General features: G+C 42.6%; 14 protein-coding genes and 1 pseudogene. 5 read left to right on the forward strand and 10 right to left on the reverse strand.

The genetic code is table 11. The features are described 5' to 3' along the window. Nucleotides 1–27 precede the first annotated feature (27 nt). Nucleotides 28–1,362 (forward strand): dihydroorotase, encoded by a 1,335-nt coding sequence (locus tag CO230_RS01055; RefSeq protein WP_122028838.1) that lies wholly within the window; start codon nucleotides 28–30, stop codon nucleotides 1,360–1,362. A gap of 105 nt (nucleotides 1,363–1,467) precedes the next feature. Further along, on the forward strand, nucleotides 1,468–4,392 hold the full coding sequence (locus CO230_RS01060; protein WP_122026919.1) for a M16 family metallopeptidase: 2,925 nt from the start codon (nucleotides 1,468–1,470) through the stop codon (nucleotides 4,390–4,392). A 191-nt stretch (nucleotides 4,393–4,583) separates the two neighbouring features. On the opposite strand, the gene CO230_RS01065 is transcribed toward CO230_RS01060, so the two are convergent. Both CO230_RS01065 and CO230_RS01070 read right to left on the reverse strand, forming a co-directional pair. Continuing rightward, nucleotides 4,584–6,398 (reverse strand): hypothetical protein, encoded by a 1,815-nt coding sequence (locus CO230_RS01065; protein WP_122026920.1) that lies wholly within the window; start codon nucleotides 6,396–6,398, stop codon nucleotides 4,584–4,586. Continuing rightward, the gene (locus CO230_RS01070; RefSeq protein ID WP_122026921.1) at nucleotides 6,398–7,081 is read right to left on the reverse strand and encodes a restriction endonuclease; all 684 of its coding nucleotides are present in this window, start codon (nucleotides 7,079–7,081) and stop codon (nucleotides 6,398–6,400) included. Before CO230_RS01070 ends, CO230_RS01065 begins: the two co-directional genes overlap by 1 nt. Nucleotides 7,082–7,438: 357 nt before the next feature. On the opposite strand from CO230_RS01070, the gene CO230_RS12125 reads away from it, so the two are divergent. The 3 genes and pseudogenes from CO230_RS12125 (at nucleotide 7,439) to CO230_RS01090 (ending at nucleotide 9,569) form a co-directional block, all read left to right on the forward strand. Further along, nucleotides 7,439–7,921 carry a hypothetical protein gene (locus tag CO230_RS12125; protein WP_162989948.1) on the forward strand — a complete coding sequence of 161 codons (483 nt, stop codon included), beginning with the start codon at nucleotides 7,439–7,441 and terminating at the stop codon, nucleotides 7,919–7,921. Between the two features lie 15 nt (nucleotides 7,922–7,936). Next, nucleotides 7,937–8,404 (forward strand): annotated as a pseudogene (locus CO230_RS01085) (DUF6261 family protein); the annotation flags it as partial. A 235-nt stretch (nucleotides 8,405–8,639) separates the two neighbouring features. After that, nucleotides 8,640–9,569, forward strand: coding sequence for an SDR family oxidoreductase (locus tag CO230_RS01090; RefSeq protein ID WP_122026924.1), 930 nt, complete (start codon nucleotides 8,640–8,642; stop codon nucleotides 9,567–9,569). A gap of 44 nt (nucleotides 9,570–9,613) precedes the next feature. Here the strand turns inward: CO230_RS01090 and uraH are convergent, their stop codons facing one another. The 8 genes from uraH to CO230_RS01130 all read right to left on the reverse strand — a co-directional run bounded on the left by uraH (nucleotide 9,614) and on the right by CO230_RS01130 (nucleotide 24,928). Beyond that, complete coding sequence (uraH, locus tag CO230_RS01095; RefSeq protein WP_122026925.1) at nucleotides 9,614–10,021, reverse strand: hydroxyisourate hydrolase; 408 nt, start codon at nucleotides 10,019–10,021, stop codon at nucleotides 9,614–9,616. Between the two features lie 893 nt (nucleotides 10,022–10,914). Then, nucleotides 10,915–13,035 (reverse strand): heavy metal translocating P-type ATPase, encoded by a 2,121-nt coding sequence (locus CO230_RS01100; RefSeq protein ID WP_122026926.1) that lies wholly within the window; start codon nucleotides 13,033–13,035, stop codon nucleotides 10,915–10,917. Between the two features lie 48 nt (nucleotides 13,036–13,083). Continuing rightward, nucleotides 13,084–14,286, reverse strand: coding sequence for an efflux RND transporter periplasmic adaptor subunit (locus CO230_RS01105; protein ID WP_122026927.1), 1,203 nt, complete (start codon nucleotides 14,284–14,286; stop codon nucleotides 13,084–13,086). A gap of 21 nt (nucleotides 14,287–14,307) precedes the next feature. Further along, nucleotides 14,308–18,636: a CusA/CzcA family heavy metal efflux RND transporter gene (locus tag CO230_RS01110; RefSeq protein WP_122026928.1), complete on the reverse strand. Its 4,329-nt coding sequence runs from the start codon at nucleotides 18,634–18,636 to the stop codon at nucleotides 14,308–14,310. 111 nt (nucleotides 18,637–18,747) lie between these two features. Beyond that, nucleotides 18,748–19,068 carry a DUF6660 family protein gene (locus CO230_RS01115; RefSeq protein ID WP_143756238.1) on the reverse strand — a complete coding sequence of 107 codons (321 nt, stop codon included), beginning with the start codon at nucleotides 19,066–19,068 and terminating at the stop codon, nucleotides 18,748–18,750. 201 nt (nucleotides 19,069–19,269) lie between these two features. Next, nucleotides 19,270–22,185 (reverse strand): multicopper oxidase domain-containing protein, encoded by a 2,916-nt coding sequence (locus tag CO230_RS01120; RefSeq protein ID WP_410492858.1) that lies wholly within the window; start codon nucleotides 22,183–22,185, stop codon nucleotides 19,270–19,272. Nucleotides 22,186–22,188: 3 nt separating this feature from the next. Next, nucleotides 22,189–24,327 (reverse strand): heavy metal translocating P-type ATPase, encoded by a 2,139-nt coding sequence (locus CO230_RS01125; RefSeq protein WP_122026929.1) that lies wholly within the window; start codon nucleotides 24,325–24,327, stop codon nucleotides 22,189–22,191. A 37-nt stretch (nucleotides 24,328–24,364) separates the two neighbouring features. Continuing rightward, the gene (locus tag CO230_RS01130; RefSeq protein ID WP_228438156.1) at nucleotides 24,365–24,928 is read right to left on the reverse strand and encodes a DUF305 domain-containing protein; all 564 of its coding nucleotides are present in this window, start codon (nucleotides 24,926–24,928) and stop codon (nucleotides 24,365–24,367) included. Nucleotides 24,929–24,938 lie beyond the last annotated feature (10 nt).

The raw sequence follows: 24,938 nt of genomic DNA on the forward strand, positions 1-24,938 counted from the left end.
CTTAATTTTACGATGAAAATAAATCTCATGAAAACGCTGATAAAAAACGCACAGATCGTCAATGAAGGACAAATTATCCACAACGATATTCTCATCGAAAACGATCTGATTACCAAAATACAACCCCATATTTCTGACGAGGCAGCGCAGGTCATCGATGCCGAGGGAAAATGCCTTCTGCCCGGTGTCATCGACGATCAGGTGCATTTCCGCGAACCCGGACTTACCCATAAAGGAGATATCGAAAGCGAATCTCGCGCTGCGGTTGCAGGTGGAGTGACAAGTTTTATAGAGCAGCCCAACACGGTGCCAAACGCAGTGACTCAGGAGCTGCTGGAAGAAAAATATCAGATTGCCGCCCAAAAATCATTTGCCAATTATTCCTTTATGATGGGCGGTACCAATGATAATCTCGATGAAATCTTAAAGACCAATCCCAGAAATGTCCCGGGCATCAAGCTGTTTTTAGGTTCCTCTACCGGAAATATGCTGGTTGATAATCCGGAGACTTTAGAAAAAATCTTTAGCAATACCAGCATGCTGATCGCGGTTCACTGCGAGGATGAAGCCGCCATCAAAGCCAATACCCAGCGATATCTGGAGGAATACGGCGAAGATATCCCCGTGAAGTTCCATCATTTGATCCGAAGTGAAGATGCGTGCTATATTTCATCTTCGAAAGCGGTGGAATTGGCTAAGAAAACCGGTGCCCGGCTCCATATCTTCCACTTGTCCACCGCCAGAGAAACCGAACTTTTCCGCAATGATATTCCATTAAAGGATAAAAAAATCACCGCCGAAGTCTGCGTGCATCACCTGACTTTCACCAATAAAGATTATGAATCCAAAGGAACCCTCATCAAATGGAATCCCGCAGTTAAAACCAAGTCAGACCGCACCGGCCTTTGGGAAGCGCTGCTGGACGACAGGATCGACGTTATAGCTACAGACCACGCACCTCATACCCTGGAGGAAAAGGGAAATGTGTATACGAAGGCACCCTCCGGCGGACCGCTGGTGCAGCATTCCCTGCCTGTGATGCTGGAGAATTGCCGCAGCGGAAAGATTTCCATTGAAAAGATTGTGGAGAAAATGTGTCACAATCCTGCAATTATTTTCCAGATAGAAAAACGCGGATTCATCCGTGAGGGGTATAAGGCAGACCTTGTTCTGGTTGATGACAATTCCGAATGGACAGTCTCTAAAGACAACATCCTTTACAAATGTGGCTGGAGTCCGCTTGAAGGGATGAAACTTCACTCCAGAATAACGCACACCTTTATAAACGGCCACCTGGCTTATGAAAACGGTGAAGTAAAAGCAGAAAAGTTTGGCGAAAGATTGATCTTCAACCGGCAGTAATCCTGGGTGCGGAGCTGGGTTTAACACAATTTTCTTCAAAATATATTTATCCCTGCAACAATTTGAAAAACCAATCGTCTAATACAGTATTAACAACAATATATTATGATCAGAAAAAAGTTTTTAATGCTTTTTGCTGTTGGGATTCTCTTCACCGCTCAGGCGCAGGATTACCAGTGGAAGGAAGCTAAAAGTGGTGGTTACACGTATAAATATGTAACCAACGATCCTACGCAGGCTAGATTCTATACTCTGCAGAACGGACTCACCGTAATTCTGAGCCCGACTAAAAAAGACCCCCGAATCCAGGCGTATATCGCCACGAAAGCGGGCAGTAAGACCGATCCTGCAACCAACACAGGTCTCGCGCACTATCTGGAGCACATGCTTTTCAAAGGTACCGACAAGTACGGATCCTTGGACTGGGCCAAGGAAAAGGCCGAACTCGACAAAATAGACGCGCTGTATGAGCAGTACAACACTTCTAAAGATGAAGCTAAACGCAAGGCCATTTACAAAAAGATCGATTCCGTTTCAGGTGTGGCGGCAAAATATGCCATCGCCAATGAGTATGACAAAATGATGACGGCAATGGGCGCCCAGGGTACCAATGCGTGGACTAATTTCGAAGAAACTGTTTATACAGACGATGTTCCGTCAAGTTCTTTGGACCGTTACCTGGCTGTTCAGGCTGAGAGATTCCGTAATCCGGTACTGAGGATTTTCCACACCGAGCTTGAAGCGGTTTACGAAGAGAAAAACAGGACTTTGGATAATGACGGCAGAAAAGTATTCGAGACGCTGTTCGCCACACTCTTCAAAAACCATAATTACGGTAAGCAAACGACCATCGGAACGGTTGAGCATTTAAAGAACCCTTCCCTGGTAGAGATTCGCAAATACTTCAACAATTACTATGTTCCTAATAACATGGGAGTTATCCTTTCAGGTGATTTTAATCCTGATGATGCCATTGCGAAAATAGACAGGGCCTTCTCTTATATGAAGAACAAGCCTGTTCCGAAATATACCTTCCAGCCGGAACAAGCCATGACGGCTCCGATTGTTAAGGAGATTGTAGGTCCTGATGCCGAAAACCTTACCATCGGTTACCGTTTGCCGGGGAACAAGGACAAAGACGTTCTGCTTGCCGATTTGGTGGGGTCCATCCTGACCAACGGAAAAGCCGGACTTCTGGACCTGAACCTGGTTAAGAAGCAGAAACTGCTTCGTGCAAGTGCATTTACTTACACCCTGCAGGATCACGGAATCCTTTATCTTTCCGCAGCGCCAACTACAGGTCAGACTTTGGAAGAGGTGCAGACTCTTGTGCTTAGCGAAATCGAAAATCTGAAAAAAGGAAATTTTGATGCTGATCTGATTCCTTCTATTGTAAATAACATCAAGAAAGAGAAAATCCAGAGTCTGGAACGTTATGGCGACCGCGCCTCAATGCTGCAAAGCGCCTTCAATGCAGAGCTGGACTGGAAAGATCAAGTTGCTTATGTAGATGATATCTCCAAAATCAAAAAAGAAGATGTTGTAGCCTTCGCCAATAAATATTTCGGAAATAATTATGTGGCTATCCTGAAGAAAAAAGGGGAAAACAAGAACCCTCAGAAAATCGAGAAACCATCCATCACGCCTGTTGAAACAAATCCGGATAAACAGTCTGCCTTTGTAAAAATGGTGAACGAAATGCCGTCTACAGCTTCGGAACCGGTATTTTTAGATTTTAACAAAGATATTCAGAAATCAAAACTTGGTAAGGCGGAAGTTCTTTACGTACCGAATACTGAAAACCAGCTTTTCAGACTGAGATACCGTTACAAAGTAGGAACACTTAATGATCCTAAACAGTCATTGGCTTCTCAGTACCTTCAGTTCCTGGGAACCGATAAGAAGTCTTCAGAAGAAATTTCCAAGGAGTTCTACAAGATCGCTTCCAGCTTCAATGTTTCTACAGGTGAGGAATATACAATGGTGACCATTGAAGGTCTGCAGGAGAATTTTGATAAAGCGGTGAAGCTATATGAAGACCTTGTAATGAACGCGAAACCGGACGAAACCGCACTTGCGGCGCTGAAAGCACGTATCGCGAAGTCCAGAAAAGATGCGAAAGCCAATAAAGGCGCCATCCTGCAGGGGCTTACAAGCTACGCGATGTACGGTCCTAAGAATAAATTCAATAACACACTTTCTGATGCCGAAATCAACGCGGTTACTGCACAGGAATTGGTGGACAGGATGAAGAATCTGAACAACTACGAGCAGACAGTGATCTATTACGGTCCGGAACCGCTTAAAAATCTGACGGCAAAACTCGGAACCATGCACAAAGTGCCGGCAACCTTTGCCTCTGCAGGCCCGCTGAAGACTTTCAAACAGCTTCCGCAGACCAAGACTCAGGTGCTGTTCACCGATTATGATATGGTACAGGCCGAAACCAGATGGATCCGCAATACCGAAAACTATGATGCAGCCAAAACCCCAATGGTGATGGTTTTCAACAACTATTTCGGTGGCGGTATGGGTTCTGTGGTTTTCCAGACCATTCGTGAGAGTAAGGCGTTGGCCTACAGTACTTACGGATATTATGTGCAGCCTTCCAAGAAAGACGACCAGTATTATATGATGAGTTATGTGGGCAGCCAGGCTGATAAGTTTGGTGATGCCGTTGGTGCCATGAACGAACTGCTTACCAAAATGCCTCAGCTTCCTGTAAACTTGGATTTGGCAAAGAGCTCTGTGAAGAAAGACATCCAGACCGAAAGGATTATGCAGGACGATATCATCTTCAGGTATCTGGCCGCACAGCAGCTTGGTTTGAAAGACGATATCCGCAAGCAGCTTTACACCAACGTGGATAAGATCACGATGAACGATCTTAAAAACTTCCATGCGACTAATATTTCAGGGAAACCTTATACGTATGCCCTGGTAGCTTCTGAAAAGAACATGAAGATGGAAGATCTTAAGAAGATTGGCGAGGTGAAGAAAATCACCCTGGAAGAACTCTTCGGGTACTAAACCTTACAGCATACTACTTACAGAAACTGCTCCGGATTCGGAGCAGTTTTTTTTGTGTCGTTGCGGTAAAGGTAAAGTTGTCATGACGAAGGAAGAATCTCACCTTATATTTTTGGCACAAATGTTCAATCTAAGAATTGACTTGAATTTACCATGAAACTCGTCATACTGCCGAACAATGTTTACATGTATTATCCAAACATTGTCATCTGTCCATTATTTACAGGTGTCATCATGTCCATAAAATCGACCCATAAATTTAAAGTCAAATCAAGATTATACTTTTCGTTTAAAGTTTCTAGTTCTGAATGTAAAACAGACTTGTCAATACGCTTCGCTAATTTAACTAAATCAATTCTCATAAGAACATCTTTTGTAAAAGTTCTCTTAGCGTCAGAAAACGTTACTGATTGTAAAAGTTGAACTGTTGCATCAGAATTTAAAAGTATTAATGAGTATACAGCAAACTCAATTTTGTCAAAACCAATTAAATAACAAGTGTCATCCAACATTAAAGGTTTGTCATTCTGCGGAAGAATAAGCGTAAAATGAAATGTTTTATAAAGTCCTGAAATCGCAACTTTATATGGTTTGAATGAATAGTCGCCTATACCAAAAATTGAAAATGGCGGCTTGTTATTATAAATACTTGATTTTCTTGCACTAAAATTTTCTTGATGCTTTATCAAATATTGGTAAGTTTTTGGATAATCTGCTTTAATATAATTAGTGTCTTGTCCAACCTTTTTTTGAGTAACAATTGTGAATTTTCTTGATTGATCAATTAATGTATTTTTTAGGTCTGAACTTTTAAGAAGTCCATAAACTAATCCATCTTCCAATTTTATTTCTTCATTCAAGCCATTTACATAGTGTCCATTAACATTATCAAGTTCCATAACTAAGGAACAGTCGTGTTTTAGACCTTGTCTCCAAACAAAAGGGCATTCCCCGTCAATATCTTTTGTATCAATATAAGTGTCAATGTTAGAAACAAATTTGCCATCAAACCAGCCAAAGCGTTTTGCTTTTCTTTGTTCTTGTTTTCTTTCTGTTCTTTTTATTGTTCTTAATTCATTTTGAGAATAGAAATCAAATTCACTACATTCAAATTCACTTTTTGAATTTAAATTACAAGAAAATAAGCACGCTTCTACTGAAACATTAAATTCTTTTTTGCTGTCAATACAAAGTTTTTCTAATTCAGAAATCGCATAATTTTTATTGACTTGGTCAAATAAGATATTTTTTACAACACTGTTTTTTACCAACAATGCAACATTCCCATTAATCGTTTGAAAAGTTTCTATCATCATTAAGGTAATAAATTCAGCAATGTCGAAATTGCCTTTACCTGTCATAGCATCTAAACCGCTATGATTTTTAAAATTCCTTTTCTTTGGAAGATTATCAGAATTAATACTTCCTAATTTTGAGTTTGTTACCCAAGGAGGATTACCAATTACTAAAATATTGTTTTCAGCATACTGTTTTGCAATACTTTTAAAATTAAAGTCGAAAACACTACAATGAGTTATTGAAATCTCTGGCTTTCTGCTGTTTGGATTTTCCAAATAATAGTTTATGATATTAAATTTAGTTTCCCATACATAAGGTTTATAAATTTCGACACCAATAATATTTTTAATTTCATTAAAATTCTGTAACAAAGCAATTATGAAATTACCTTTTCCACATGTTGGCTCAATGACAATTTCAGGCGAAATTTCTTTTGTTTTTAGATAAAATGATACTTTATTTGCTAAATCTAAATTAGTTTGAAAATCTCCATATTCTGTTGCTCTATCTGGCTCTTCAACAATGTTTTGAGTTTCAGAAATTGTCTCTTTTAGAGCCTCTAATTCTTCATTATTATCGAAAAAGTCTGTGATGCCGAAGGCATCGTACACTTTTTGATTTGCCAATTCATAAGATGCAGTGTTTTCCAGAATACGATTTAAGTAGTCTGAAACTTTATAATTAATATTGGCTTCAAAAATTTTCATTATTTAGGTTTGTTGTAACTAACAATTTTCTCTACGCCAGGAACATCATCGGTAAGATTTACAATTCTCTTGTATTGCAATCTCCATTGAAGTGCATTCGAAATAGTTAAGTATCCAATTGGGATTTCTGTTGCTAAAATAATTCCAGCAATTTGTTGCAAAGTTATTTCATCAGCAGGCAATTTTATTCCTTCTAAAAATGCAACAATATCATCTTCATTTGCCTCAACCTTTTTCATATCGTTTAAAATACTTGTGGTTGTATAATCTGCGGTTCTTTCTTTTGAAACGAATGAACAACTCACAAAATTCAATATAGCTGTTTGAGTTGTTGGGTCATCTGTTTTGTCGTAAACGAATACAAGCAAATTATATCCAAGCCCAAGTATTTTCTGCTTTGCATCTTTGAATGGACAAGATGACTGAGGTTGTTTAATTGAAGTAACCTTAATGTCTGTTAAAATATCTTCAGATGGAAGGTCAATTCCTTTTGCAGATGAGCCAACAGTTACAATGTATTTGTCGTTTAAATGTTTTTGAAATTTCTGTTCGATTAAAGTTCCAACAGCTTTGCCGTCAGTAATTCCAAAAAGTTCTTTATGCTGAAATTCGGATTGTTCAACACAAAATATTCGAGCTTCTTCTATTAACTTATCTAACGTCAGTTTTTCTTTTTGTTTCATTCGGTTAATTTACAGTTTGTATTCTAGTCGGTTTTGAGTTGTCACCAGTTTTTATTCATAGTTTGATTATAGTACAGTCGCTCATGGCTTTGCAGAACTCGTTTATATTACAAAAATAATCCATATCTCACAAACTCCCGTTGGCTTTGTATAAGAATCGTCAAACTTTCCTCCCGCTAATCTACCAAAAAAAACCTCCCACACAACAACTCTCCACCAAATTTATTTATGATATAATTCGCTTCTACCAAAAACCCTTAAAGACAATTAAAAATATCAATTGAATTCTTACCAATTCAGCAATAAATTTTTTAATTTTGGTAGAGCCCCAAGAGAAGAAGCGCAGCATGATGCAGGTTGGTTTCAGCACACAGACGAGGCGCGATTGCTGATTTTCCGGAAAGTTTAAAGCACGTGCGCGACAGACTTTCCGGCCTTCCGGAAAACCTCAAACACGCGTGCGACAAACTTTCCGGTAAGGCGGAAAAGGCAAAGCACCCGCGTAACAGACTTTCCGGTGAAGCGGAAAACCCGCTGCACTCTGCATGGGATTTTCCGGCAATTTTTGAACATTTAAACACAAATATTATGAATGCAATTGACCTAAGAATGCTCCGCAACGCCGAATACCTGCAGTACATGAAAGATTTTGCGGGCATCATCAACCTCAACGATCCGGCTTCCCTGCAGATCGTCGCCAAACTCACCGCCTTCACCGAAAAGACCGGCGAGCTGGAAGATCTCTTTAAAAAAGCCCAGGCCAACGACCGCACCCGCATCATCATGCAGCTGGATGAGCGGCGGGATAATGCCATCAACGGCATCGCGGCTTTCCTGTAGGGCTACGCTTACCATTACGAAGCCGACAAAAAGCAGCATGCCGAAAAACTGCTGGCCAATATGGCGATGTACGGCAGCGGTATTGCGCGCCAGAATTATCAGTCGGAGACCGCCACGCTGAACAATATGCTGAACGATTTCGCCAGCAAACCCGAACTGGCCGCGGCTGTCACCGCCTTCAGCCTGCAGCCCTGGCTCGACGAGCTGCAGGATGCTAACACCCAGTTTAATGACGAATACCTCACCCGCACGCAGGAGTACGGCGCCGCCAATCCGGAGACCATCAAGTCGAAAAGGGAGCAGGTCAACGAGGCCTATTATGCCCTGCGCGACCGCATCGATGCGCTGCACACCCTTGTAGAAACGCCGCCATCGCCTTATACCACGGTGATCAATCAGCTAAACGCCCTCACCGATCAGTACAATGCATTGCTGCTGCACCGCGTAGCGCCGCCGGAAACGCCTGTGGGGCCAACGGAATAAGCCTTAAGCAATAGGCTAATAAGCAATAAGCCTTAAGCCATACGCCATCGGCCAACAGCAGTTTCAAACATGGGATTGCCGCGCTTCACTTCGTTCCGCTCGCAATGACTTTGTGTCTTTGTGGTTAAAAGCCAGCAGCCAGCAGCCATAAGCCCTACGCCATCAATTTTCATTAACTTTAAGGCTTAAACTAATTCAAAACTCAAAATTCAAAATTCAAAATTCAAAATCTCTTATGAAATACACACAACCTATGCTGCGCGAAGGAGCTCTCAAAGATAAAGTAGCCATTGTAACCGGTGGCGGCAGCGGCCTCGGCAAAGCCATGACCAAATATTTCCTCGAGCTCGGCGCGAAAGTGGTCATTACCTCCCGAAATCTGGAGAAACTGCAGGCCACCGCCAAAGAACTTAAGGATGAATTGCGAAGCAATCGTGAATTCCAAAACAAAAATGAAAAAGATAATGAACAAACGGGCGGAAAAGTGCTTTGCGTGCAATGCGATGTAAGAAACTGGGATGAAGTAGAAGCCATGAAAGAAGCGGCGATCAAAGAATTCGGGCAGATTGATATTCTGCTGAACAATGCGGCCGGCAACTTCATTTCGCCTACCGAAAGACTCACGCATTCCGCATTTGATTCGATTCTGGATATTGTGCTTAAAGGAACAAAAAACTGTACGCTGTCTGTAGGTAAATATTGGATCGACAATAAAATCCCGGGAACGGTTTTAAATATTGTCACGACTTATTCCTGGACGGGTTCGGCATACGTGGTGCCGTCAGCCTGCGCGAAAGCCGGCGTGCTCGCCATGACCAGAAGTTTAGCGGTGGAATGGGCGAAATACAGAATCCGTTTCAATGCCATCGCGCCGGGACCATTCCCGACAAAAGGTGCGTGGGACCGGCTGTTGCCGGGCGACCTGCAGGAAAAATTCGATATGAGGAAGAAAGTACCGCTCAGAAGAGTTGGCGAACATCAGGAGCTGGCCAATCTGGCGGCGTATCTGGTTTCAGATTATTCGGCGTACATGAACGGCGAAGTAGTGACCATCGATGGAGGCGAATGGCTTCAGGGCGCGGGAGAATTCAATATGCTGGAAGAGATTCCACAAGAAATGTGGGATATGCTGGAGGCGATGATCAAGGCGAAGAAAAGTCATTAGGTCTCCATAACAAACGCTCTGGGAAACCAGAGCGTTTATCACTTTTAATTTCCCCTGTATGTAGAATATCCGAAGGCAGACAGGGTAATCGGCACATGATAATGGCTGTCATCCTTTATCTGGAACACCACATCAATGAAGGGGTAAAAACTTTCCTTACCGTCTTTTTTAAAATACTCGCTGGTGTAAAATGTTAATTTATAAATTCCAAGATTTGATTTTTCTGAACTTAAGAAATCTCCAATCCGTCCGTTAAGGTCTGTTTTCTTTTGGTCTACAAACGACCACGCCTTGGTCTGCTCGTCATATTTTTCTAATTTAATTGAAATGTCCTTTGCTGGTGAGCCTTTTGAAATATCTAAAATATGAGTTGATAGCTGGTGCTTGCTTTTTTGCCCGAACGCCAGGGTGGTGATTAGACATAAAAATACGGTGTAAATTAATTTTTCCATTGTTATATTTATTAAATGTTCGCTTTTGTTGTATTGCTGCTAAAGCATAATCCATCAAAAGTGATGGCTTTTGCTTGTATGGGCGCACTATACCAAATGTCAGGCCTTTTCATGTCTTGTAAGCTAATATTCAGAATAAGTTTTTGCAAATTTCTGAACAACAAAAAAACGCCCTGAAAATCAGAGCGTTAATTCAAAATTTGTAGACCCACAGGGAGTATTTGTTCAAACCAATAAAGCAATATAAGTCATCATTTTGCTGACAGTAAGTAAGTTATATAATTTCATAAAACCATAAGGCATCGTATAAACCATTAAACAATCACTAATTTAGTCCCTGATTTTAGAAGTGGGGACTAAACAGACTCAGATCCAAACCCGCACAACATTAATTACTGACGCCTGGCAACAGCCTGCGGAATTTCCTCTATAAATGTCATTTGGGGTGATATATAAAAACTTGATGCTCATCTTTTAGCAACGTGACCAATGCGAAATAAATCTAAATTCACTAGTTTGAATTTGGGTAATTTTAGTATAAAAACGACCTCTTTGTAATGGTGTCGCATGCAGACCATTGAAGAAAATCTGGTAGGCAATCGTCATGGTGGTATGTCCGCCGGCACATAGGAATATTGCTGTGCGCGATGGCGAAAGTGAATAATGCTGCTATATCATTCCGCGGAGAAACAGTATTTTATTTGATAATTTATGTGATCAACTATTAGATTTCTGCACCATTTTTCTGCGTACAGTGAAGGGGTGCCGAGGAATTGTTGCTCTTAAATTGGAAGTAACCTTCTAGATTATAATCCCGCTGGCATGAGGGGCACTATACGCAACACTTAAATTTTTACCCCAGAACGAAAAAAACGGACCGAAGCCCGCTTTGTTTAAAATTTCATTTTCTGAATTCTTACTGCATTTAATATGGCAAGAAGAGCTACACCCACATCGGCGAATACAGCTTCCCACATTGTGGCTAAACCGCCCGCTCCTAAAACGAGAACAATGGCTTTTACTCCAAATGCCAATGCAATATTCTGCCACACAATTTTTTTAGTCTGCTTCCCAATATTAATGGCCATCGGGATCTTGGAAGGTTTATCGTCCTGAATTACTACATCGGCAGTTTCAATGGTTGCGTCGCTACCTAGACCGCCCATCGCTATTCCCACATCGCTTAATGCCACTACGGGTGCATCATTAACCCCGTCTCCGACAAAGGCCACGGTTTCGTTGCGCGATTTTATTTCTTTGACTTTATTCACTTTATCCTCCGGCAACAAGTCGCCAAAGGCATTTTGAATACCCAGTTTTTCGGCGACCGCTTTCACCACGGTTGATTTATCGCCGCTCAACATGGTCACTTTTACTCCTAAACTCTTCAGTTTCTTTACTGTTTCCGCTGCATCTTCCTTGATGCTGTCGGCAATGGTAATGTATCCTGCAAATTTTCCTTCATATGCAATGGCAATCAAGGTTTCTACTATATCATCAGGGTTAATATCGTACTGGATACCGAATTTATCCATGAGTTTGAAGTTCCCCACGAGTAACTGTTTTCCCTGATAATCCCCTTTCAAACCATGCCCGGCAATCTCTTCGATGTTGTTGATTACAACATTGTGATCAGGCTCTCCGAGGTGTTCATGAATGGCCGTCGCGACGGGATGAGTGGATGAATTTTCAATAACATTTACCATCCTAAGAATTGAATCTTTGTCGAGTTCGGGCTGCATGTTGACTGACTGTACTTTGAAGACCCCTTCCGTCATGGTTCCGGTTTTGTCCATGACCACATTTTTAATGTCTGCGATAACGTCAAGGAAATTGCTTCCTTTAAATAAAATTCCGTTCCGGCTTGCTGCACCGATGCCGCCAAAGTAACCGAGCGGAATGCTGATAACCAATGCGCAAGGACAGGAGATTACCAGAAAAATCAGGGCGCGGTATAACCAATCTCTAAAAATGTAATCCTCTACAAAGAAGTAAGGCAACAAGCAGATTGCCACCGCGAGGAATACCACTATCGGTGTATAAATGCGGGCAAATTTCCTGATGAACAATTCTGTGGGTGCTTTCTGTGCCGTCGCGTTTTGTACCAGTTCCAGAATCTTGGAAAGTTTTGAATCTGCATAAGGTGTATTTACTCTCACCTGTGCAACGGTATTCAGGTTGATCATTCCGGCAAGAACAGTATCGCCTTTCTGCTTAGTATCGGGCTTGCTTTCCCCGGTTAGTGCCGAGGTATTAAAGGAAGCGCTATCGGAGATCAACACCCCATCGAGGGCCAATTTTTCGCCGGGTTTGAGCTGAATGAGGGAATCGAGTCCCACTTCAGCAGCTTTAACGGTTTGGGGTCGATTGTCGACTAAAATCGTGACTTCATCGGGGCGCTGATCCAGCAGTTTAGCGATATTCCCCTTGGCACGCTGAACGGCTAAAGTCTGAAAGACTTCGCCAACTGAATAGAAAAGCATGACCGCCACCCCTTCAGGATATTCGCCAATTGCGAACGCCCCAATAGTAGCTATAGACATCAGGAAAAACTCCGAAAACACATCACCCTTCCGGATACTTTCAATCGCTTCCTTAAGAACCGGCAAACCTACCGGAAGATATGCCGCCGCATACCAGCCAATACGTACCCAGTCCTTGAACCAAGATTGAGGGATTAAATAATCCATCGCCAATCCGGTCATCAAAATCACGAATGAAATAATTGCAGGCAGAAAAAGCTGAAAGGTTGATTTTTCCTGTTTAGAATGATCGTGTCCATCTTCATCGGCATGTTCAGCAGCATGGTTTGAGCCGTCATCAGTGGGATGCTTTTCAGTATCGGGAGTCATTTTCTTTATTGGGGCATAGACTTTATCGGTCGTTGCGCAACAACCGTCTTCGACTAATTTTTCAGCCCCCGCATTTTTATATATTTTCCCTTCCTGAGGCGTGCAGCACAGCTGATTGCCATTTTCGTCGTAGGTATGAATATGTGATTTATTATTTGCCATAAGTTTTATTTTAAATGATGAGTTTGAGTAATTTTGATTATGGATTTTTTAATGGCCGTGCCCTTCTTCTCCTTTGTTATTTAATTTAGCTAAAATGAAGAAGGCATTTTTAGTTACTATTTTAGCATTTGGGTCTATGGGTTTCAAGGGGGTAATTTGTGTATAGCCCAAATCAGTAACTCCCTTAGCCACAGGAATTTTTTCAAAACTTATTTCCTTTTCTTCCACCGTTTTTTTGTTATCTCCCTCTTTGTCATCCTTGTTTTGCATAATAAAGATAAAATCCTGGCCCTTATCATTAACGATGGCGTCCGTAGGAACCGAGGCTGCAGTTTGGTTATCCAGACTGATAACGGCGGTTACATTCATGCCATCAATGAGACCCACGCGGTCCCCTATGACCTGTGCGTGAACAGGAACAGTTTTGCTTTCTCCTTCAAAGGCAGTACCGATTGAAGTTATTTTTGCATCATACTCTTTACCGGGACTGTTGGTTAGTGTAAAATGAATGGTTTGTCCCGGCTGTACTTTACCCAAGTCTTTTTCATATACATAGATATCTAAATGCAGGGCTGAGTTGCTTACAATTTCGGCAATTGGCGAAGCCATGTCTACATTACTCCCGATTTGCGCAATCACTTTACTTACCGTTCCGCTGATGGGCGCGCGCACCGCAAGGGACGAACTGTAACCCTGAGCTGCACCGATGCTGCCTAGCTGTTTCTGCAGTCCGGAGCGCTGGCTTCGTAATGTTGCAAGATCTGTCTGTGCCTGCTGAAATTTCTTTAACGGTGCGGCATTTCCTTTATAAAGCTGCTGGGCACGCGTTACCTCCAGCTCTGCCATCCTGATTTGGCCATTCACCTGCTGCAGCTGCTGCTGCATCACGATTAAATCGGGATTTGATATCGTTGCTATAACTTTTCCCCGCGACACATAACTTCCAGGCTGGACATACAATGAGCGCACTATACCGCTGTATGAGGGCGTGACAAATGCCTTATTCTGATTCGGCACGGTTAGCATACCGCTCACCTTGATGGTATTGGAAAGCTCCTTACTTTCGATACTGCCCATCTGGATGCCTACAGTTTTTATCTGTTCTTCGGTGAAATGTGCCACATTAGGATCTTCGTGCTCATCGGGCTTCTCTACTGCAGTTGCTTCTTTGGTTTCAGTGACTTCTGATTCTTTTTTGCATCCTGTCAACAAGACAGAGACCGCAAAAATTAGGGTGATATATTTTTTCATGTTATATTCTCTTTTGGATCCTTAATTTTTAATATAGTAGTTATATTGTATTACTGCCATGTTGTATTCGTTCAGTGCAATCAAATAGTTTTTTCTAATGTCTATAGCTTGGGTGAAAAACTGGTGCATTTCAGAAAACCCTATTTCCCCAGCTTTGTAACTCAGCATTGCCGCATCAAAAATTTGGTCTGCCTGTTGTAAACCTATGCCTTCATAATATTTAAGCATTTCAGCAGCTTTCAGAATTTCAGTATAGCTGGAGCGGGTTTGTGCCGCGAACTGATTTTCCTGATAGCGCAGCTGAGATTGTTGAATTTCGACCTCGGCTTCTGCAGACTGCAATTTGGCTTTGTAAGCAGTCTTTCCAAAAATGGGAAATTCTACAGCTACTGAAAAGCCTGTTATGGGATCCTTCATTCCGTATAATCTCTGGGAAAATATTCTTCCCGAAAAGTCAGGTTTGTTCTGCATTTTCTGAACCTCTATATTCGCCCTTGCTATTTCTATATTCTGCTGCTGCAGAGCCAATGAGGGATGAAAACTGTCTGATGGTAAATCTTCCAAATCCAATTTCTGCAAGTTTGTGTCTTCCGGCAAGTATAGCACCTGACTATTAAGAAACAGACTGAGTTGTTGCTGCTGTGCCGAAATATTCTGTTCGTTTTGCTGTCTCTGAGCCTGGAGCTCTTTCATCCGTGCCTCCGCAGCAATGTTTTCGAGACCAGCAGCTTCGCCGGTTTTGAAACGAAGATTTGCTGCTTTGTACATGGACGTATAATACTCATCAAGTTTTTGGTAGAGTTTACCCACATCCTGAAGGTACCATAGCTGGTAAAAAGCGGTATTTACTTCCCTTTTTATCACTGCGTCCAACATGTTTTTGTTCAGTTGGTGAAATTTCAGCTGCTCCTCGAAATATTTTCTTTTCGCCTTATATAACCCGGGCCACTGGATGGACTGCTGTATGCCAATTTTAAAATCGCCGTCCGGATCACTTGGTCTCATATCGTCGTTTTCCACGAAGATGCCGGTCTTAGGGATTTCACGTGCGGTTTTAGTTTCCAGTAAAGCTTTAGTTACCTGGGCAGTGTTTACAGAGTACTGTAGATTATTATCTAACGCTATATTTACCGCGTCATTTGGTGAAATTCTTTCCTGCGCACTGAGTGCACCTACGGAAGAGCACAGTAAAATTATTAGCGCTAAAAACGATTTGTTTTTACTATTTCTCAATTTGTTTTTGATTTGATTCTTAGAATTAAATATGATATACAGTAGAGGAAGGACAAATAAGGTAAGGAAGGTTGCTGTTACGAGACCTCCAATTACCACGGTTGCCAGCGGTCTCTGTACTTCTGCGCCGCTACCATTTGAAAAAGCCATAGGAAAGAATCCGAATGATGCGACTGCCGCCGTCATCAACACAGGACGAAGCCTGGTGGTTGTACCCTGAATGACTCTCCTGATAATATTGTTAACGCCGGATTTCTGTAGATCCTTGAAGGTACTGACTAAAACAATTCCATTAAGTACTGCTACCCCGAATAGCGCAATGAAGCCGACTCCCGCTGAAATACTGAAAGGCATATCCCTAATCAGCAGTGCAAAGACCCCACCGATAGCACTCATTGGTATTGCGGTAAAAATAAGTATGCTGTCTTTGAAGTTACGGAAGGTGAAGTACAGTAAAAGAAAAATAAGAGCTAAGGCTACAGGAACCGCTATTTGCAATCGTGAAGAGGCCTGCTTCAAATTTTCGAATGTTCCACCATATGTATAGTAATAGCCGGCGGGTAAGATGTTTGCATCATTAAGTTTGCTCTGAATTTCAGTTACTACACTTTCTACATCTCTATCTTTTACATTAAAGCCTACAACAATCCGGCGCTTGCCATCTTCGCGACTGATTTGTGCCGGTCCGTCTTTATATTCAACCTTTGCTACCTGAGAAAGCGGAATTTGCACGCCGTTTTCAGTTGGAATAAACAGGTTACTCACGTCGTCGATAGAACTTCGGCTAACACTGTCGAGCCGTGCGACCAAATTAAACTTTCTTTCGTCCTCGAATACCACCCCAGCGGTTTCGCCCGCAAAGGCTGTGCTCACTGTATGGTTTATATCCTTAATATTCAATCCATAAGAGGCCAGCCTCGCCCTGTCGTAAGTAATGGTTATCTGGGGCAAACCCACCGTCTGCTCAATTTGTGGTTCGGTGGCACCTTCTACTGTCTGTACTATTTTGGCAACTTCTGGTGCCAGTTTCGCAAGGGTGTCTATGTTTTCACCAAATATTTTAACCGCTACGTCCTGGCGCACTCCCGTCATTAACTCGTTGAAGCGCATCTGTATTGGTTGGGATACTTCGAAGAATACTCCCGGAATCATTTCAAGCTTCTCCATCATCTCAGCGCTCAAATCCTCATAAGATTTGTCGCTGTCTTTCCAATCTTTTTTAGGTTTTAGCGTGACAATAAGATCGGTTGCTTCGGGCGGCATAGGGTCTGTTGGAACCTCCGCGCTTCCGGTTTTACCGACCACGGTGTTGACTTCGGGAAATGATTTCAAAATACGGCTTGCCTGCATAGAAGTTTCTATACTTTGTGAAAGGGAGGTGCCCTGTGGCAGAATACAATGTACGGCAAAATCACCTTCCTGAAGTTGGGGTATAAATTCGCCGCCCATGCGAGAGAACAGCAGAAGCGACACCGTAAGCAGCGCTATGGCCGCGGCAACTACTGCATATTTAAATGCAATAGCCTTCTGCAACAACGGATCGTAAAAATTATGGATCTTAGCCATCATTTTATCGGCAAAGGTCTTTTTGGCACTGATATTTTTAGATAAAAACAATGCGGACATCATGGGTATATAAGTAAGAGAGAGGATCAGTGCTCCGACAATGGCAAATGATACGGTCTCTGCCATAGGACGGAACATTTTACCTTCAATTCCCTGAAGTGACAGAATGGGTAGGTAGACAATAAGTATAATGATCTGGCCAAATGCTGCAGAACTCATCATCTTTTTTGCACTGGCTTCCACAGCCCGGTCCATTGTGTGCTGCGACAGTTTTTGGGATTTGTGGTGGACCGCGAGAAAGTGAAGGGTCGCCTCCACAATGATTACTGCGCCATCTACAATAAGCCCGAAATCAATAGCTCCCAAACTCATCAAGTTTGCACTGACTCCAAAAACATTCATCATACCTAAGGCAAAAAGGAGAGAAAGTGGAATGGCAGAAGCCACAATAAGCCCTGCACGAAAATTACCCAGAAACAGAACGAGCACAAGGATGACAATAAGAGCGCCTTCCACCAAATTGGTTTCTACGGTGCGTATAGCACGGTCCACTAAACTCGTTCGATCCAGAAAAGGCTCCACGATAATATCAGGCGGCAGCGATTTTTGTATGGTGCTCATTTTTTCTTTGACCCGGCTCACCACATCCGCTGAATTTTCGCCTTTCAGCATCATAACAATACCCCCTACCGCTTCTTTATCGCCATTATAAGTTAAGGCTCCATATCTTACAGCACTGCCGATTCGGGTTTCTGCAACATCTTTTATAAGTACCGGAATGCCATTAACAGTTTTAATAACGGTATTGGAAATATCATCTAAAGAGGAAATAAGTCCGATTCCACGGATGAAATAAGCGTTGGGTTTTTTATCGATGTAAGCACCACCTGTATTTTCGTTATTTTTCTCAAGGGTGGTGAAAATATCTGCAATGGTCACATTCATTGCTTTAAGTCTGTACGGATTGATTGCCACCTCGTACTGCTTAAGCTTACCGCCGAAACTGTTAATTTCAGCTACACCAGGTGTACCGTAGAGTTGGCGGGCCACAACCCAATCCTGCATTGTTCGAAGATCGGTAGCGGAGTATTTGTCTTCTGACCCTTTTTTAGGGTGAATAACATATTGATAAATTTCTCCTAAGCCTGTGGATACCGGAGACATTTCTGGCGTACCGATACCTTGTGGAATGTTTTCCTCGGCCTCTTTCAGTTTTTCAGTAATCAGTTGACGGGCAAAGTAAATATCCACGCTTTCATCAAAGACTACAGTAACCACGGACAATCCAAATCGTGAAATAGACCTCATTTCGGTAATTCCCGGTATGTTGGCGAGGCTCTGTTCAATTGGATAGGTGACCAACTGTTCTGTTTCCTGTGCGGCTAATGTGGGTGTACTGGTAATGATCTGAACCTGATTATTTGTAATATCCGGTACGGCATCCAGCGGGAGTTTAGTAGCACTATACACGCCCCAGATGATTAGTGCGAAAGTCATGAGCCCAATTATGAGCTTATTCTTTACACTAAACTGTATAATTTTATATAGCATTTGTAAAAATTAAGGTTAATTGAAGGATAAAGCATGTTCCGTATTGTTCACGGAAATGCACGACTATTTAATAGTCGTATAATCCTACGAAATAAATCCGAAGGAAAAGTATTAACCTATTTTGGGGGGTTGCCAGACACCGGCATTGAAAAGGAGACTGTAACCGTATCCTGATTCAGTAATATCTGCTTTTACTAAAAGAAAAATTTTTTCAGGAAGTAAGTTTTTAATTTGCGAAACAGCCATTGACATACCGCAACAGTTGCACACGCAGAAGGGCGTACAAAGGTCCGTATGTTCATCCTGACTTTGCTCCAAATGAACATCCTCTGCCACACACACCTTGTCGCCGAAACCACTCGCTGCATCGCTGCAAGGTACTACGGTAAGTGCCATAAAGAATAAGGATAAAAGAAAGGCAAAAATTTTCACGGGGCTAATTTAATAAAAATATATTTACTTCAATTTATGTCTTAGCTCATATTACTGCAATGATTCCTCAGGTTGTAGGCTGGTATTGTTTGCCTCATGAGAATCTGTGTTTCCGGCGGTCGTTATACGCATAAAAAAAGAGTGCAACCGGTCTTTATTTTACCTATTGCACTCCACCAAAAGTTACTAGTCAATAACTGTTTAATAGTTCAGTGTAATCCCTGCACCCCAGCTCATATCGCTGTCGTAGTGGGTTGAGATTCCGATATTTTTTGTGACGATATATTTAAGACCTGCCATATATTCTTTGTCGGTATTGACCATGAATGCCCCGCGCAAACGCGCAGTCAACGGAATGTCTTCACGTTTCAGCTGGAACCTTACAATACCGTCTGTAAATATTTCTGCCTGCAAATCTACCAGCATTGGAAGCTTGTACATGATACCAGCACTGAAAGTTTTTCTTTCATCTTTAGTAGATGCCTGTCCAAAAAGGTTTTTTTCGATATTATTCCTGTCAATCTTTCTATAATGGTAGTTAAATCCGATAAATGGTTTCAGCCACTGCATACGGTCCACATACCTGCCGAGTTGGGTTTCCACCTCGTAGCCGTGATGGGGATTGTAACCTAAACGCCATTCTGTTCCCAATTCCCAGCGGGCATTTGAGATCCTCGCCATCCCGTCGTTACCATTAGTAGCAAAATCGTTTTCGGCCATAAGGTGCCACATGTTACTTTCGCGCTGGAGCTTTTTGTAAGCTGAAGCTTTATCGGGCAGCAAAGGATTCTGATAATCACCAACAGCAAAAACACGGTTCATCCCCGCCATCATGTGATAGAGGATGTGACAGTGGAAAAACCAGTCCCCGTCAGTTTTTGCTTCAAATTCGATGACATTAGTTTCCATCGGCATAATATCCAACACATTTTTGAGGGGTGCCTGAACACCATTTTTGTTGAGTACCCGAAAATCAAAACCGTGCAGGTGCATCGGGTGACGCATCATTGAATTATTGAATAGGGTAATGCGGAGAATTTCGCCTTTTTTTACCAATATTTTGTCAGATTCTGCCAGGACTTTATCGTCCATGCTCCATATGTAGCGGTTCATGTTTCCCGTAAGGGTAAACTTGAGCTCGCGCACGGGACTGTCTTTCGGGAGTGAAGTGTCATAAGGCGATTTCATCATCCCATAATTCAATGTGGTAATCCCGGAAGCAGGCATCTGATGCTGTGAGTGATCCATTTGCGCATCGTTGTTGTCCATCTTGTCCATCGGCATTGCTTCATTATTTTCAGCACTAATTTCAGGATACATCACCTGATTCATATCCATCGTCTGATAACTCATCTTCATGCCCATATCTTTCATGTCACCGTTCATCTTCATCATGTCGTTCATCATCTTCATCCCTTCAAAGTATTTGAGTTTGGGTAATGGATCATGGGATTTCGTAGCTCCTTCTCCAATAAACACTGACGCAGATTTTGTGCGGTCTTCGGGTGTAACAAGGAGTTCGTAGGAGGTGTTTTTTTCAGGAATTTCCACTACGATATCCACTGTTTCGGAAACCGCCAGAATAAGACGGTCCACTTCTACCGGTTCAATGTCCAATCCATCACTGGCCACTACTTTAATTTTTCCTCCTGCATAATTGAGCCAAAAATAGGAGGAAGCACCGCCGTTGGCAATTTGAAGCCGCACTTTGTCACCGGCTTTGTATCCTGCGAGCTGGCTTTCTGTTTTACCGTTAATCAGAAAGGCGTCATAATAAATGTCACTCACGTCCATGGCCAGCATCCGCTTCCATTCGTTGGTGAGTTTTGTCTTAAAATGTCCCTCTTTTATGGCTTCTGCATAACTTTGGGTACTGCCTTTTTTTATTGCGAACCAGTCATTGGCATTGTGGAGCATCCGCTGAACATTATTGGGGTTCAGGTTTGTCCACTCGCTCAGGATAAGGTGCTCCGTGGGCAAATCATCAATCCCCGGTCGGAAAGTAGGATCTTCGGGACGTTTTTTCAGAATCATCATCCCATACATTCCAATCTGCTCCTGCAGGCCAGTATGTGAGTGATACCAGTGGGTTCCGTTTTGGATGATCGGAAACGAATACGTGTAGGTTGAAAGTGGTGGAATGGGTTTCTGGGTAAGCCAGGGAACCCCATCTTCTTTATTTGGAAGATGAAGACCGTGCCAGTGCAGAGAAGTTTCTTCGTCCATTAAATTATGGACAATCACTTCCGCCGTATCGCCCTCATAAAACTCCAGCTTTGGCATCGGAATCTGCCCGTTTACGGCAATGGCGCGTTTCTGTTTGCCCGCGAAATTTACCAGGGTGTCTTTCACATAAAGATGGTAGGTCACTTTGCGTCCGCCTTTTAGGTGCTTTTCGGGCATGGGCATGACCATTTTGTGTTCACCATGTATCTGCATGTTTCCGTGTGCAGAATGATCTTCCTTCTTTCCTTTTTGAGGCACCAGATTCATACCGCACTTGGGACACTTTCCGGGTTTGTCCGATATCACCTCGGGATGCATCGGGCAGGTGTACATCTTTTGCGCTTCTTCATGCTGATGCGCATCTGAAGTTTGATGTTCCGGGGTTTTGCCGGTAGACTGATGCCGGCCGCTTTCCTTCTGAAGGACCAGATTCATACCGCACTTGGGACACTTTCCGGGTTTGTCCGAAACCACCTCGGGGTGCATCGGACAAGTGTACATCTTTTGCGCTGCTTCATGCTGATGCGGAGCAGGTGTTGAATGTTCCGGCGTTTTGATGCTCGCTGGGTCTTTCGGTACTGCTTTAGCCTTTGGCATCACCGGTTTTTTAACTTCCGTTACCGTCTTTGTTTTTGCAGCGGTAATTTCAGGTTTCTTACCCGTAGTTTTTTTAACTACGGTGGCCTTTTTAGGAGCGGGCGCGGATTTGGCCGCCGTTTTTTTCTCAGTAACGGTTTTCTTTACCAAGGTCATACCGCAAATGGGGCAGTTACCGGGTGCTGATTTCACGACCTGCGGATGCATCGGGCAGGTGTACACGGTTTTGGTGCTCTGTGCATCGGCATTAACGAAGAATGCAAATGCAAGTATTATTGTGAGAAAATATTTCATTCGTTATTTTTTATTAAGTCTTAAAAGACTTGCATTGATTGCTACTACAATAGTGCTAACGCTCATTAAGACTGCACCCATTGCGGGGCTAAGGACAAATTTTGGATAGAGAATACCTGCTGCTAATGGAATAGCCACCACATTATAGCCTACTGCCCAAATAAGATTTTGTACCATTTTGCTGTAAGTGCGTTTGCCAAAATCTATCATTTTTACCACATCTCTTGGGTCGCTGTTTACCAAAATAATATCGGCTGTTTCAGCAGCTACATCAGTACCCGAACCCACTGCAATGCCTACATCGGCTTGTGCTAATGCGGGGGCATCGTTTACGCCATCGCCTGTCATTGCCACTATTTCGCCTTTGGCTTGAAATTCTTTCACTTTTTCCTGCTTATTGTGTGGCAACACATTTGCTAAATAGCCGTCCATACCCAATTGGTTGCTTACAGCGGCTGCAATTTTATCATTATCGCCTGTGAGCAAAAAAGACTTAATGCCCATTTCTTTTAATTGATTGATTGCTTCCTGCGCACCTTCCCGAATAGTATCTGCCAATGTGATAATGCCTGCAAGCTGGTTGTCAATCAATACAAAATTTACCGTTTCTGCATCTTGATTTATTTCAGTAGGAATTGCTGGTATTGGCAAATTATTTTGAGTGAAATAATTTGGACCTGCGGCAATAATATTTTTTCCGTTGACTGTACCTGAAACGCCAATGCCCTGCATATATTTGAAGTTTTCCGACTTCCACAAAGGCAGGTTTTTTTCTTTCAGCGTTTTTAAAACGCCTTTGGCAATATGGTGTTCAGAATTTTGCTGTACAGCGGCTGCATATTGAATGATTTCATCTGTAGAAAAACTACTGGTTGGAATTATTTTTTGTACCGCGTGTGAACCTTCGGTAAGCGTACCTGTTTTATCAAAAATTATGGTGGATAATTTTCTGGTAGTTTCAAAAGCCGTCCTGTTGCGGATAAGCAAGCCATTGGTGGCAGAAAGCGTGGTAGAAATGGCTACTACCAACGGAATAGCCACACCCAGTGCGTGGGGACAAGCCGTAACCATAACCGTAACCATTCTCTCTAAAGCAAAAGATAAATTGCCGCCTGTAAAGTACCAATAAGCAAATGTGCCAATGCCTACTGCAATGGCAATAAATGTAAGCCACTTAGCAACTTTGTCTGCAAGGTTTTGAGTATTGGATTTAGCGGCTTGGGCATCGGAAACTAAATTGATAACTTTATTGAGATAACTGTCTTTGCCTACGCCTGTGGCTTTAATCCGTAATGCGCCATCGCCATTGATAGAACCTGCGATTACTTTGGTATCAACTTCTTTTTTTACAGGAACACTCTCGCCTGTAAGCATACTTTCATTTACGGACGAACTGCCTTCTATAACCAAACCATCGGCAGGAATTTTTTCGCCCGGCTTAATGATTACGGTATCGTTGTTCTGCAAATCAGCGATTGGAATTTTCGTAGCCTGACCGTGACGTTCAACCGTTACATCATTTGGCAATAAAGCCACCAATGATTGCAAGGCTTTGGAAGCTGCCATTTGCGACCGCATTTCTAACCAATGCCCTAACAGCATAATTACTATCAGCGTGGCTAATTCCCAAAAGAAATCCATACCGGGCAAGCCAAATACAACTGCCACACTATATACATAAGCTACGGTAATTGCCAATGCCACTAAGGTCATCATACCTATTGCGCTGGCTTTAATTTCGCCCACCATTCCTTTCAGGAACGGCATACCACCATAGATATAAATGAAAGTGCCTAATGCCAACAATACATATTTATCTCCGGGAAAAGTAAGGCTAAAGCCTGCCCATTGCTGTATCATATGCGACAGTGCCAAAATGGGAATGGTAACAACTAGGCTTACCCAAAACCGCTTTAGAAAGTCGTGGGTGTGGTGCCCTTCGTGCTTGTTGTAGCTATCTGCATTATGTGTATTGTGTTCTGCGGCGTGGCCGCCGTGTGCATCGGCGTGGTTCATTTTATGAGAATGCCCTGCGGATTGACTGCCGCCGCCCATTGGCACTAAGTCCATACCACAAAGGGGGCATTTTCCGGGTTCATCTTTCAGCACCTGCGGGTGCATAGGACAAGTGTATTTTTTCATAATTCAATTTTTTTGCGTTAAATTCTGCTATTTGAGATTACTTCCGGGTTTGAAGTTCCTTAATTTTCGCCCTCATGACGGCAATTTCTTCCTCCTGTGCTTTGATAATTTCCTCGCCCAACTTTCTCACTTCCGGATCGACCAGATTACTTTCTTCGACCATAAGAATAGCCCCTGCATGGTGTGGAATCATGGACTTTAGAAACTGGACATCTCCCACGGCTGTCTGCTGCCGAATGCCAGACCAAAACAGCACCATCGCCAACACACCGACACCCATCAGTACCTTGTTGAGTTTTTTATTGGGATACATCTTTGCCATTAACAGCAGTTCGATGATTAACATAGGAGAAGCCATTAGTCCGGCCATATAAAACTGATTGATATTGGGAATCACATTGGATAACCGATCAACCATCGCATACATTAATATAAACATGGATACGAAGGAAATGAGAAGCATCCAAAACAACTTTTTGTATGCCCCGCTGTGATCCATTTGTTCACTTTCTTTTTTTGAATCCATATTCTGTGTAGAATGAGTTTTCCCCGAGGCACTATGGTCCGGAGAAACTTTGTGGCTGTGCGTTGATTTGTCCATTAAAATGGTT

This window comes from Chryseobacterium sp. 6424 (genome assembly GCF_003692615.1).
Classification (GTDB): domain Bacteria; phylum Bacteroidota; class Bacteroidia; order Flavobacteriales; family Weeksellaceae; genus Kaistella.

Coding starts and splice junctions, on each gene's coding strand:
- CO230_RS01055 (WP_122028838.1), top strand. CDS start 28: ATGAAAACGCTGATAAAAAACGCACAGATCGTCAATGAAGGACAAATT.
- CO230_RS01060 (WP_122026919.1), top strand. CDS start 1,468: ATGATCAGAAAAAAGTTTTTAATGCTTTTTGCTGTTGGGATTCTCTTC.
- CO230_RS01065 (WP_122026920.1), bottom strand. CDS start 6,398: ATGAAAATTTTTGAAGCCAATATTAATTATAAAGTTTCAGACTACTTA.
- CO230_RS01070 (WP_122026921.1), bottom strand. CDS start 7,081: ATGAAACAAAAAGAAAAACTGACGTTAGATAAGTTAATAGAAGAAGCT.
- CO230_RS01090 (WP_122026924.1), top strand. CDS start 8,640: ATGAAATACACACAACCTATGCTGCGCGAAGGAGCTCTCAAAGATAAA.
- uraH (WP_122026925.1), bottom strand. CDS start 10,021: ATGGAAAAATTAATTTACACCGTATTTTTATGTCTAATCACCACCCTG.
- CO230_RS01100 (WP_122026926.1), bottom strand. CDS start 13,035: ATGGCAAATAATAAATCACATATTCATACCTACGACGAAAATGGCAAT.
- CO230_RS01105 (WP_122026927.1), bottom strand. CDS start 14,286: ATGAAAAAATATATCACCCTAATTTTTGCGGTCTCTGTCTTGTTGACA.
- CO230_RS01110 (WP_122026928.1), bottom strand. CDS start 18,636: ATGCTATATAAAATTATACAGTTTAGTGTAAAGAATAAGCTCATAATT.
- CO230_RS01120 (WP_410492858.1), bottom strand. CDS start 22,185: ATGAAATATTTTCTCACAATAATACTTGCATTTGCATTCTTCGTTAAT.
- CO230_RS01125 (WP_122026929.1), bottom strand. CDS start 24,327: ATGAAAAAATACACTTGTCCTATGCACCCGCAGGTGCTGAAAGATGAA.
- CO230_RS01130 (WP_228438156.1), bottom strand. CDS start 24,928: ATGGACAAATCAACGCACAGCCACAAAGTTTCTCCGGACCATAGTGCC.